General features: G+C 72.1%; 10 protein-coding genes. 6 read left to right on the top strand and 4 right to left on the bottom strand.

All coding sequences use genetic code 11. From position 1 onward, the window contains the following. Positions 1 to 47: 47 nt before the first annotated feature. The 4 genes from ACGFMK_RS26705 to ACGFMK_RS26690 all read left to right on the top strand — a co-directional run bounded on the left by ACGFMK_RS26705 (position 48) and on the right by ACGFMK_RS26690 (position 5,573). Positions 48 to 1,313: a low temperature requirement protein A gene (locus tag ACGFMK_RS26705; RefSeq protein ID WP_392768496.1), complete on the top strand. Its 1,266-nt coding sequence runs from the start codon at positions 48 to 50 to the stop codon at positions 1,311 to 1,313. 544 nt (positions 1,314 to 1,857) lie between these two features. Then, positions 1,858 to 3,441: an AMP-binding protein gene (locus ACGFMK_RS26700; RefSeq protein ID WP_392768494.1), complete on the top strand. Its 1,584-nt coding sequence runs from the start codon at positions 1,858 to 1,860 to the stop codon at positions 3,439 to 3,441. A 426-nt stretch (positions 3,442 to 3,867) separates the two neighbouring features. Further along, positions 3,868 to 4,971, top strand: a complete 1,104-nt coding sequence (locus tag ACGFMK_RS26695; RefSeq protein WP_392768491.1) for a DnaJ domain-containing protein — start codon at positions 3,868 to 3,870, stop codon at positions 4,969 to 4,971. After that, positions 4,968 to 5,573: a LysE family translocator gene (locus tag ACGFMK_RS26690; RefSeq protein ID WP_392768488.1), complete on the top strand. Its 606-nt coding sequence runs from the start codon at positions 4,968 to 4,970 to the stop codon at positions 5,571 to 5,573. Before ACGFMK_RS26695 ends, ACGFMK_RS26690 begins: the two co-directional genes overlap by 4 nt. A 55-nt stretch (positions 5,574 to 5,628) precedes the next feature. Here ACGFMK_RS26690 and ACGFMK_RS26685 read toward each other — a convergent pair whose 3' ends face one another. Further along, entirely contained in the window at positions 5,629 to 8,118 is a 2,490-nt protein-coding gene (locus ACGFMK_RS26685) for a M14 family zinc carboxypeptidase (protein WP_392768486.1), read from the bottom strand. A 177-nt stretch (positions 8,119 to 8,295) separates the two neighbouring features. Here ACGFMK_RS26685 and ACGFMK_RS26680 point away from each other — a divergent pair, with 177 nt between their 5' ends. Together ACGFMK_RS26680 and ACGFMK_RS26675 are read left to right on the top strand one after the other, a co-directional pair. Then, positions 8,296 to 8,949, top strand: a complete 654-nt coding sequence (locus ACGFMK_RS26680; protein ID WP_392768483.1) for a DUF998 domain-containing protein — start codon at positions 8,296 to 8,298, stop codon at positions 8,947 to 8,949. Positions 8,950 to 9,027: 78 nt separating this feature from the next. Next, on the top strand, positions 9,028 to 9,657 hold the full coding sequence (locus ACGFMK_RS26675) for a hypothetical protein (protein WP_392768481.1): 630 nt from the start codon (positions 9,028 to 9,030) through the stop codon (positions 9,655 to 9,657). 360 nt (positions 9,658 to 10,017) lie between these two features. Here ACGFMK_RS26675 and ACGFMK_RS26670 read toward each other — a convergent pair whose 3' ends face one another. The 3 genes from ACGFMK_RS26670 to ACGFMK_RS26660 all read right to left on the bottom strand — a co-directional run bounded on the left by ACGFMK_RS26670 (position 10,018) and on the right by ACGFMK_RS26660 (position 11,721). Further along, positions 10,018 to 10,671, bottom strand: coding sequence for a GTP pyrophosphokinase family protein (locus ACGFMK_RS26670; protein ID WP_392768478.1), 654 nt, complete (start codon positions 10,669 to 10,671; stop codon positions 10,018 to 10,020). 63 nt (positions 10,672 to 10,734) lie between these two features. Beyond that, positions 10,735 to 11,241, bottom strand: a complete 507-nt coding sequence (locus ACGFMK_RS26665) for a hypothetical protein (RefSeq protein ID WP_392768475.1) — start codon at positions 11,239 to 11,241, stop codon at positions 10,735 to 10,737. A 159-nt stretch (positions 11,242 to 11,400) separates the two neighbouring features. Next, positions 11,401 to 11,721 (bottom strand): hypothetical protein, encoded by a 321-nt coding sequence (locus ACGFMK_RS26660; protein ID WP_392768472.1) that lies wholly within the window; start codon positions 11,719 to 11,721, stop codon positions 11,401 to 11,403. Positions 11,722 to 12,000: the final 279 nt, after the last annotated feature.

The following is a 12,000-nucleotide window of genomic DNA, read 5'->3' as shown; positions in this document are numbered from 1 at the left end:
CCCTCTCCGATCGCACCCTATCCGAGGCGCAGTGCACAATCTCGGCTGTGACCGAGGAGCAGGACAGCGCCGGGCAGGGCAGACGCGTCGGATGGGTCGAGCTGTACTTCGACCTCGTCTTCGTCTTCGCCGTCAGCCAGGTGACACACGCGATCGTCGCCGATCCGCGCTGGGCGCACGTCGCCTCCGCGCTGGGCCTGTTCGCCACGCTGTGGTGGACGTGGATCGGCTTCGCCCTGCTCTACAACCGCGTCGGTGACGACACCCGCGCCACCGACCGGCTGTTCGTGCTCGCCGGGACGGTGCCGTGCGCGATCGCGGCCACCCAGGCGCACCACGTCTTCGAAGGGCACCAAGCCGGCTTCGCGGGGGCGCTGGCGGGCGTCCGGCTGATCCTGGCCGTGGCGCACTGGTGGTCCGGCCGGGGCAAGGCCGGGGTCCGCCGGATCACCTGGGGATACGCGGCGGCGACGGTCGTGTTCACGATCTCGGCGTTCACCCCGCGGCCGTGGGTGTTCGTGCTGTGGGCGTTCGCGCTGATCCAGGAGGCGGGCTTCCTGCTGCTGGACAAGGGCGCCGACGGGCGGCGCGCCCGCCACGACGCGCACCGGCCGTCACGGGCGGCGAAGATGAGCGCGCTGCTCGCCCCGTCGAGCAACCCGGGGCGGGCGGTCGACGCGGGGCACCTGTCCGAGCGTTTCGGGCTCTTCATGATCCTGCTGCTCGGCGAGCTCGTGATCACGGTCGGCGGCGCGGCGCTCGACCGCCCGGCCGACGACCTCGGCTACTGGCTCGCGCTGGTCGGCGGCCTGGTGCTCGCCGGCGCGCTGTGGTGGGTGTACTTCACGTCGGCGGCCGAGATCTACGAGCGCATGCTCGGCCTCTCCGGCGGAAACCCGGCGCTGGCCTACTTCCTGTACGCGGGCGGCCACCTGTTCCCGGCGTTCTCGCTGCTGCTCATCGCGGCCGGGGTGGACCTTGCGCTGCACGAGTCCCCGCCGTCCGCCGCCGCGTGGTTCGTCACGGCCGGCCTGACGGCCTACCTCAGCGGGACGCGCGTGTTCTCGATGCAGCCGCGCAAGTGGTACGTGAACGTGCTCCAGATCGCGGCGCTGGCCGCCACGGTGAACCTCGCGCTGCTGCGCCACGTCCTGTCGGCGCCGGCCGTGGTGCTGGTGATCGCGGTGTGGGCGGTCGGCAGCGCCGTCCTCTCGGCCAGGGTCCGCGACGGAGTGCTGGAAAACCTGATGGACGACCCGGCGGCCTTCTTCCGCGCCTCGGAACGCGACCTGGAACGCGACTCGGGAGCCTGACGTCGGCGATTCGCCGCGCTGGGCGAACGAGTGGCTTCGCCGCTCATCCCGGCGGCGGGTTGCGGCGCAAGCCCGCGCCCGGCTCGAAAGTGGCGCCGCGGTGTTCGGCCAAGGGCAGCCTGGCGGGCCGGCAGCCGCCTCGGTGTACGTGACCGACTGCAGCGGCGGCCTGGCCGTAGCCCTGACGAACGCGACCGCTGCCACGGGCAGCCGCAGCCACCTCGACGTGCGTGACTGGCTACAGCAGGCGGCCCGGCAACCGGGTCGGCGTGCGTGGTCGGCTGCCGCGGGCGGTCCGGTGGCGGCCGCGAGCATCGCTGCCCGGAGCTGTCGTACACCGGGTGATCAGCTGTCGCGTATTGGCGTGCCCTCGTCGGTGATCGCCGGGTCTCGTGAGACGCCGTCACTGTGTGCGGTTCCTGGTGAACGCAGGGGCATCGCCTTCCTGTCGCCGCCGTCATGGGTGCGGCATTGCGTCTTCTCGACGGTCGCAACGAGTGCTACGTTTCTCCTGGTGCAGGTCGTTCCGACCCGAGGAGCCGTGATGCCGCTTTCGCCCAGCGCTCACACCGACTCGTTCTGCCGCGACCGGCTGCCGCCCGCGGCGCAGTGGCCGCGGCTGGTGTTCGACCTGCCGGAACTGCGCTATCCCGACCGCCTCAACGCCGCCACCGCGCTGCTCGACCACACGATCGCGCGCCTCGGGCCGGACCGGCCGTGCGTGCGGTCGCCCCACGAGACGTGGAGCTACGGCGACGTGCTCGCGCGCGCCAACCGGATCGCGCACGTCCTCACCGCCGACCTCGGCGTCGTGCCCGGGAACCGCGTGCTGCTGCGCGGTACCAACACCCCGTGGCTCGCGGCGTGCTGGCTGGGCGTCCTGAAGGCCGGGGCGGTCGCCGTCACGACCATGCCGATGCTGCGCCGCGGCGAGCTCGACAAGATCGTCGAGCGCGCGGAACCCGGCGTCGCCCTCTGCGACGAGCGCCTCCTCGACGAACTGCCGCCCGGCCTCCCGGTGGTCTCCTACGGCACCGAACTCGCCGATCGCTGCGCCCGGCACCCGGCGACCTTCGACGACGTGCCGACGGCCGCCGACGACGTCGCGTTGCTCGCCTTCACCTCCGGCACCACCGGGTCGCCGAAGGCGACCATGCACTTCCACCGCGACCTGCTCGCCATCGCCGACACGTTCTCCCGGCACGCCCTGAAACCCACCGCGGACGACCTGTTCTGCGGCACCCCTCCCCTCGCGTTCACCTTCGGTCTCGGCGGCCTCCTCGTCTTTCCGCTGCACGCCGGCGCGGCGGTGCTCCTGCTCGAACGCGCGACGCCGAAGGAGCTGGCCGCGACGGTCGCCGAGCAGGCGGTGACCGTGCTCTTCACCGCGCCGACGGCCTACCGCGCGATCCTCGGGTCCGGCGACGGCCCGCTGCTGGCCGGGGTCCGGCGCGCCGTCTCCGCCGGCGAGGCCCTTCCGGCCGCTGTGGCCGAGCGGTACCGCGAGGTCGTCGGACGGCCCCTCATCGACGGCATCGGCAGCACGGAGATGCTGCACGTGTTCATCTCCGCCGCCGACGACGCCGCCCGCCCCGGCTCGACCGGTGTCGCCGTGCCCGGATTCCGCGCCACCGTGCTCGACTTCGACGGCCGACCGGTGCCCGATGGCACGCCGGGACTGCTCGCCGTGCAGGGACCCACCGGCTGCCGCTACCTCGGCGACCCCCGGCAGGCCGACTACGTCCGCGACGGCTGGAACCTGACCGGCGACACCTACGTCCGCGACGCCGACGGCTACTTCCGGTTCGTCGCCCGCAGCGACGACATGATCGTGTCCTCCGGTTACAACATCGCCGCCCCCGAGGTCGAAGAGGTGCTGCTGACGCACCCGGACGTCGCCGACTGCGCTGTCGTCGGCACACCCGACCCCGACCGCGGCTCGGTCGTGACCGCCTTCGTCGTGCCCCGGCCGGGCGCCGAAGCGGGGCCGGACCTCGTGCACGCCCTGCAGGAGCACGCCAAAGCCGTTGCCGCGCCGTACAAGTACCCGCGCCGGGTGCGGTTCGTCGACGCGCTGCCGCGCAACGCGAGCGGCAAGCTGCAGCGCTTCCTGCTGAGGGAGGGGTGACGGGCCCGCTGCCGAGGTGGGGTGGCGGTGAGCCCGTCACGTTCGTGGGGAACCGGGGACACGCCTCGACAATACCCGAATAATCGAACACCTGTTCGCGCCCATCCGGGTGGATTCCGGCTACGCAAAGTCAGCACACTCCGGCAAAACCCGGTCGTTACACCACTTTCGAGCGACAAACAGTCCTCAGTGGACACTAATGGAGCACCGGAAACGTGACGCCCGCCCCGGACGGGGCCACGTCACGCACCCCGGCGCCCCGGCAAAGCCCGCCGGTGACCGCGCACACGGTGAGCGGTAGAACTCCGGACACCGCCCTGACCAGGCCCGCGGGACCATCACCCAGGCGCGCCGCGGAGGCGGTGACCGACCCCGCGACCCGACCCCATAAAGTCTTCGCGCAGCCATCCGGAGGTGAACGCCAGCGTGCCCGAGGTCGACTACTACGAGGTGCTCGGCGTCCACCGCGACGCCACGGCGGCCGACGTCAAGACGGCCTACCGCAGGCTCGCCAAGTCCCTGCACCCGGACGCCGGCGGCACGGTCGGCACGTTCCGGCTGCTCCGCGAGGCCTACGACGTCCTGAGCGACCCGGTCAGCCGCGACCGCTACGACGCCCGCGGCTCGCGGGGTGCCACCGTCGTGCCGGTCCCGGTGCGGCCACGGCCGCGGCGGCGCTTCGGCGACGAGCCCGGCTTCGTCCCGGATCTGCCCGACCTGGACGCCGAAGACCTGGACTGGTGGCACTTCGCGGGCGAGGACACCCGGATGCGGCACGGCCGCCGCCGCGGGCCGGGGCACACCCCGGTCGTCGCCGCGGTGGGCGGCATGGTGCTGGTGCTGCTGCCCCTGGTCAGTGGCGTGGAGTTCTCGCCGCCCGTGCTGGTCGCGTGGCTGGTGCTGACCGCCGGCACCGCGCTGCTGGTGCAGCGGCTGGCCCGCGGCTACCTGCGCGCGTCCCGCGCCCGGGACGCCTTCGCCGAGGAGTTCGGCGGCCGCACCGTGTTCGGCGCGCCCGGCACCGAGCGTGACGAGCTGGCCGAGCGGCTCACCGCCGAGCTGCTGGAGCGCTACCTGACCCGGCTGCCCGGCGCGCGGATCTTCCACGGGCTCGCCTGGCCCGGCTCGGTGTTCGCCGACGTCGACCACGCCGTGCTGTGCGGGAAGCGCCTGGTGCTCATCGAATCGAAGCTCTGGCTGCCCGGGCACTACGAGACCGCCGAGGACGGCAGGCTGCTGCGCAACGGGCGGCCGTTCCGCGGCGGCGGCAGCCGGCTCGCGGAGAGCCTCGCCGCCTACCGCGACCTGCTGCCCGGTGTCGCGCTGCGTGGCGCGATGATCGTCTACCCCAGCCGCAGCGGCGAGCTGACCACCGCGGACCCGGACGACGAAGTGGCCCCGCCGATGACGCCCGAGACGTTCCTGTACGAGATCGGCGAGTGGCTCGCCGCCGAACCGTCCACTGTGGACCACGACGCCCTGCGGTCCGTGCGCGACCAGGTCGTCGGCGGGGGCGGCCGGGCGGCGTGAGCGCCGGCGCCGCCCTCGGCACGGTGCTGCTGGCCTACCTTCCGGCGGCCGTCTCCCCCGGCCCCAACTTCGTCCTCATCGCGCACACCGCGGCGGCGGGCACCCGGCGCACCGCGCTGGCGGTCGCGCTCGGCGTCGTCGCCGCGGGCGGGCTGCTGGCCGCGGTCGCCGTCTTCGGGCTCGGCACGCTCCTGGCCCACACGCCGTGGCTGGCCACGGCCCTGCGCGTCGTCTGCGGCGCTTACCTCGCCTGGCTCGGGATCCGGCTGTGGCTGCGTGCTCGCGCCCCGGAATCCGCGCCGCCCGAGGCGCACGGGAGCGCGTTCCGCCAAGGCGTCGTCAGCAACCTGACCAACCCGAAGGCCGCGGCGTTCTTCGGCAGCGTCCTGACGGCGGCCCTCCCGCCGGGCGAACCGGTGGAAATCAAGGTCGCGGCGGTCGCGCTGATCGTCGTGGTATCCACCGCCTGGCACCTGAGCGTGGCGCTGCTGTTCTCCGCCCCGGCCACCCAGCGCTGGTACGAACACGCGAAACCGGCCCTCAACCGCGTCGTGGGCACGATCCTCGTCGCCTTGGGCCTCGCACTGGCCGCAACGCCGTGAAGGCCTCCTTACCGACCATAAGAGCCGGTAAGGAGGCCTTCACGGACTTCGGGAACTACCGGGCGCCGCCCGACGCGCGCTGCTTCTGCGCGTGCGCGGACCGGGTGCAGACCTCACCGACGTCGACCGTCTGGCCGCGGTCGGCGTACACGTCCGCCACGCCGACGAGGTTGCCCTTCGGCGACGTGCAGGTCAGCTGGTAGGCCTCCTTCGTCCCGTAGGTCGGCGGGATCGGCGACGAGAACGAGACGTCCCCGGTCCAGTCGTCGACGGCGTTCGGGTCGGCCTGGTCGTAGTTGACCACCACGGCCTTGTAGTCACCGGCCGGCGGGTCGAACAGCACGGCGTGCTCGGACGTCGTGCCGCCGTTCGCCGACGAGCTGACCAGGTTGCCCGCCGAGTCGTAGATGAACAGGTCCCAGTCGGTCGAGGTGCTCGCCCAGTTGATGTTGACGCTGAACTTCCCGTTGTCGACCTTCGGCAGGCCGTCGACGTGGAAGGTGAACGAGTCACCCGACGGGTCGGCCGGGTAGTTCTGGTTGATCGGCGGCACCCCGGCGGGGTTCGTCACCGCGTAACCCTGCTGCGCCGGGCCCTGCGGGTCGCGCCCGTAGCGGCCGGCGACGTAGGGACGCGTCGACGGGTTGACCGACCACGCGAACCGCCCGCCGGTGGTGGTCAGCTTCGAGTTCAGGTCGTCGGTCACGTAGATCGGCGGCTTCGTGGAGCCGTCGGGCTGGATCACCGGCGACGTCGGCGTCTGGAACGTCTTGTGCAGCTTGAGCTGGTAACCCTTGGGCGCCGAGCCGATCAGCGTCGAGTGCTGCTGCGGGTCGGCGGTGTTGGCCAGCATGTCCAGCAGCGCGCCCCGGTTGCCGCCCTTGCCCGCGCCGGTCGTCGGCGCCAGGCCGGCGTACTCGGCGACGACGGCGGTCTCGTAGGCCTCGTGGAAGCCGGCGCCGCCGACCTCGATGGTGAAGCCCCAGCCGGCGGTGGCCCAGTACGACCAGTCCTCGGTGGTGCCGGTCGTGTCGTAGAGCGCCCAGCTCGGCTCGCTGGTGTAGCCGTTGCGCGACGCCAGCTTGTCACCCAGCGCCTTGTACTGCGGCTCCTCCAGCGGCGGCCGGACGTCGGCCACGCCCGGCGGGCGCAGCACCAGCGCCGCGTTGGTGTGGAAGGTGATCAGGTTGGTCACCTGGCGGGAGGACACGATCGAGCGAATGTTGCGCGACTCCGGCTCGGAGAACGGCGCCGAGCCGCGGAAGGTGTCCCCGCTCCAGTTCACCTCGGCCCCGTTGCCGCCCCAGAACCCGGCGTAGTTGCGGTTCGGGTCGGTGCCGCGGACACGGCCGCCGGGGTTGGCCTTGCAGACACCGGTGGCGTACTGCGGCGGCGAGTCGTTGACGTTGCAGTTCTTGCGCTTCATCTCGTAGTCGAAGCGGGAGAAGTCGCCCTTCGGCTCGGCCTCGCGGGAGATGTCGAAGCCGTCCGGGTTGACGATCGGCACGATGACGTTGCGCGTCTTGCCGACCATGCTGCGGATCTGGTTGTCGTGCGCGTAGCCGTTGACCAGCTCGTACGCCCACTCCATGACGGTTTCACCGGCGGGCCACTCCCGGGCGTGGTGCACGCCCATGGTGAAGTCGACCGGCTTGCCGTCGGTGACGTTCTTGACGTCGGTGGCGATCTCCAGCCCCATGACGTCGCGGCCTTCCCAGGTCGACTCCGGCATGGTGAACGCCGACACCAGGTTCGGGTTGGCGCGGGCCAGCTCCTTGATCTCGTACTCGTAGTCGTAGAGGTGGCGGTAGCTGGTCCGGCCCGAGGGCAGCACCGACTTGGGCGTCTTGGCCGCGTACGCGCGGTCGGCCTTCGCGTCGGCGACCGACTTGGCCGAGAGGTCGGCCTGGACCACGGTCGACTTGAGGCCGCTGCTCTTGAGCGTCTGACGGTCGGCGTCATCGGCGAGCACGACCTCGACGCCGGTCGCGTCACCCTTCTCGGTGACGTCGAGGCCGAGGCCGGTGAGCTTGGTCTTGTCGGCGCGGGTCGGGGTCTGGACGCGGACCAGCTGCGCCTTCTGCGCGGTGGTCGGCGTGCCCTGCGGCGTCAGCGCCAGGAAGTCGACGCCGAGCTGGGCCTGGCCGGCCGAGCCGCCGTAGCGGCAGCCCTGGACGACGAGTTCCTGCCCCTTCTTCACGAAGCTTTCGGCGAGTTCGTGGGTGCGCAACGCCGCGGAGGCGGCGACGACGGCGCCGGTCGCCTTGTCGAACACGGCGATGTCCCAGTCGCCCTCGTTGCCCGACGTGGCCTTCAGCCGGGCCTGCACCAGACCGTCCACAGTGGACGTGACGTCCCGGCGGTCGGTGCCCGAGGTCCCCTTGGGCTGCAGTTTCGCGAAGCAGGAGCGCGCCACCGACTTGTCGGCACGCAGGATGTTCTGCGCCGCGCCGGCGGTGCCGGTCGGCAGCGCGACGAACGTCGCGGCCAGTGCGACCGACGACGCCAGCAGCACCAGCCGTCTTGGTGAATTCCCCACAGGCATAGCCCTCCTTGACCGAGGCCGGCAGCACGGACGTACCGGTAGCGAGTGACCGTAATGGACGAAAACGGGCCGGGGTAACCGCCGTAAGTCGTACTGGTTCACCGGTTCTTCACACCGTCGGGTGCCCAAAAGGACATTTCACCGGGAGTTCAACCACCGGTCGGCTACTGTCGGTTCATGGTCACGGTCCCTGCGCGACGGACGTCCGCCGCGGTCTCGCTGGCGGGCATCGCGGCGCTCGCAGTCGGCGCCGCCCTGGTGCTGTTGCTGCAGGTCATTCCGCCGACCGACGAGATCAGCGCGACCCGCCGCACGATCAGCGAGTACGGCCTTTCCGACCACAAGTGGATGTTCGACATCGCGGTCGTCCTGGTGGCGTTCGGCTCGGCCGCCGGCCTCGCGGTGCTGGGCAGCCAGCGCCGGCTGCCCGTGGCCGCGGCGATCCTGGGTGCACTGTGGACGATCGGCCTGCTGGTGATCGTGGCGTTCCCGAAACCGGACTGGGCGACGGTCTCCCGCTCCGACTTCGGCGGCACGCTGCACCGCGGGGCGAGCGTGGTGGCGTTCGTCGCGCTGCCGCTGGCGGTGCTGATCATCGCGCACACGGCGTTCCCGGGCTCCCCGGGCCGGCGATGGCTCGCGAGGGTGCTGGCGATCGCGTCACTGGGCTGGTTCGCGGTGATCCTGGGCGCGGTGGTGGTCGCGGCCGTCGACGGCGGCCGCTGGTGGACGCTGATCCCGCTGGGGCTGGTGGAACGCGGGATGGCGTTGACGGAGCTGATCGCGCTGGGCGTGGTGCTGGCCCCGGTGGGCTCGCGCTCGCGGGAGTAACCACCGGTCCGGCCGCTTGTCCGGTGGCGGACGGGCGGTGGACTGGGACCCGCGGCGCGCGCCGGAAGTGCCACGGCCTTGCGGCGCATTCGCACCGCCGTCCAGCCCGAGCTCCGGACCATGGCCGAAGCCGCCGGTTTCGCGGGGGCCGAGCAGAACCGGGTCGTCCGGGCGATCGCCGACGAACTCGCCCGGCGCATCGATGGTTTCGACAGCCCGGAAGCGATACTGGACTGGCTCGTCCGCGCGGTGGCCCGCGAGGTACAGCGGAAGCACCTCGCCGACTCGGCCTTGGCGCTGGGCTACGTACCGGACCGTGATCGCCGCTTGCTCAGCATCGGCGACAGATCAAGGTTGTCGGACCAGGAGCAGCGGTTCCTGGAGGTGTTGCTCGAGACCGACGACGACCACCACGCGATCGCCGAGGCGCTCCGGATACCGATCGGCTCGGTGGGCCCAACCCGCGAGCGCGTGCTCCGGAAGCTCCGGGGACACCGGGAAGCCCACCCCCGGGCGGATCTCGAAGCCGCACTGCGAGCCCACCCCTCCGCACCGGAATCCCCCACCCCCCGGCGCGGACTGCGTCATTTCCTCGGCCTGACGACACCGGCGCCGCCCGAGGTGCGGCCCGGGGACCGGACGATCGCGGCCGTCCAGACGTCACCGGGGCCGGGCGGGATGTGCTGCGCGAACTCGACGATGTGCTGACCATGACTCGCGAAAGCGGGGACCGGACATGACCGAGCAGGCCCCCCTCCCTCGCCGACGAATGGCTCGGCACGCAGGTCCTCGATCACGTCCGCGACCTCTACAAGGACCACCCCGACACCGCGGACCGCGTCCTGGGGCTCGTCGAACTGCGGCTTCAGCAGCGCTACGAGGCCGAGACCGTGGAAAACCGGCACCGCCGGAAACTCGAGTGGGCGTGGTTCGGGTCGGGCACGGCGCGCCCGTCGAGGCCGGGGTGTCGCTCGGGGCCGAGCGGTGTCCGTCGTGGCGATCTTCGTCACCGGGCGGGCCGCCGGGCCGTTGTTCGCCCCCAAGGCGGAAACCAAACCCGGGTAACGCCTAGCGGATCCGTTCGTGCAACGCGGCCATCCGGGCGTCCAGGTCGGCCGCGGTGGCCGCGGCCGCCGAGAGTTCGCCCGCGAAGTCCGGCGGGACGCTGTCGCGGTACTTGTACGACAGCTTGTGCTCCACCGCCGCCCAGAAGTCCATCGCGATGGTGCGGAGCTGGACCTCCACCTTGACCTTCTCCACCCGGTCGGACAGGAACACCGGGATGCGCACGATCAGGTGCAGGCTGCGGTAGCCGTTGGCCTTGGGGCGGGCGATGTAGTCCTTGGTGCGCAGCAGTTCGACGTCGTCCTGGGCGGTGAGCATGCGGGCCACCGCGAAGACGTCGTCGACGAACGGGCAGACCACGCGGATGCCGGCGATGTCGTCGAGCTCGCGGGCGGCCGACACCCAGTCGCTGCCGAGGCCGCGGCGGTGCACCTTTTCCTTGATCGCCTCCGGCCGCTTCACCCGGCTCGTGATGTGCTCGATCGGGTCGTGCCGGTGGACGAAGTCGAACTCCTCGCTGAGGATCCGCAGCTTCGTCATCAGCTCTTCGATGGCGAACTTGTACATCAGCAGGAAGCGCGGGAGCTGCCCGGCGACGGCGAGCTCGTCGGCCGCCTCGCTCAGAGATGCGTGCTCGGCCGCCGGATCGGTGGTCACTGAACCCTCGTCGTAGGAGTCGTCGGTCGGTTTTCGCCCACCAGGTTACTGTGCGCTACCCGATCAACGGGCCGCGACGGGCCGGAGTTCCCGCCGGTCACCGGATCGGGGAAGCCGAAGCCGTACTCCCCGACGTCGACCTGGCTGAAGGTAGCGAGCCCGTTGGCGTCGGTCCGCGTCGGCGCGACCTTCGTCTTCGCCAGGGCCCTCGCCGGCGTCGAGCTGCCCGTTGTGGTTCTTGTCGACCCACACCTGGCCCTTCGCATCGGCCTTCTTGCCGGGCACCCTGGCTCCGGCGAACGTGTACGGCCCGGAGTCGCCCTGGTCGCCGTAGACGTGGCAGCCGAGCCCGGTCCGGCCGAAGTAGCTCGCCCGCTCCGGCACCTTCCCGGAGACCATGAGGACGGGCCGCTCGCCGGGGGCCGGGGTGCCCGCCGGGTGCCAGGGGTCGAAGGCGTCCCACTGCTCGTGCGGGATCTCCAGCTCCTGGCTGAAGCCGCCCGGGTCGCAGCGACGGGAGGTAGGGGACCACCCAGCCGTCGGGCAACTTCTCGAAGTGCACGGAGGCACTCGAGGTGACAGGGACCCCGTCGAAGGCGAACCGGCCGGCCGCGTCGGTCGTCACGATCAGGTCGTGGGACATGCCGATGCCGATCAGGTGGGCCTCGGCGCCGGCGATGTCCTCGCCGGGCGACGGCTTCCCGTCGCGGTCGCCGCAGAGGTGCCCGGCTACGCGGTCGGTGGTGCTCTTCGGGAGGAGGGCACGGTGGCCAGGGTCGCGTTCTCGACGTACGCGCTGAAGTCCACCACCGGATCGCCCTCGTCGAGGGTGTGGACGCTCCCGTGCAGGTGGTAGGTCCGGCTCTCCCCCGGTGCGAACGACGCGCCGTCCGCCGACTGCAGGTCGCCCCACCCGTCTGAGATCAGGAAGTAGGCACCGGACTCCCGGCCGGCGCTTCCCGAAACGTGGTCCGCGGTCGTGTCCCCGGTGTTGGCGACCGTCAGCTCGGCCGGGATGGCGTCCCCCGGCAGCCATCGGCCCGGCTGCACGGTCGCGGTGACCTTGAGGTTGGGGCCGGTGGCGGCGGACGCCGGTGTGTGGTCCCAGCGAAACGGGCGGCAGGCCAACCGCGCAGGCGGTTCGAGCGTGGTATCCGGTTCGGGACGGGGGGGGGGGGGGGGGGGGGGGGGCCCCCCCCCCCCCCCCCCCCCCCGGGGGGGGGGGGCCCCCCCCCCCCCCCCCCCCCCCCCCCCCCCCCCCCCCCCCCGCCCCGCGCCCCCCCCCCCCCCCCCCCCCCCCCCCCCCCCCCCCCCCCCCCCCCCCCCCCC

This window comes from Amycolatopsis sp. NPDC049252 (assembly GCF_043197175.1).
Lineage (GTDB): Bacteria > Actinomycetota > Actinomycetes > Mycobacteriales > Pseudonocardiaceae > Amycolatopsis.
This window is presented reverse-complemented; position numbering and strand designations above follow the sequence as displayed.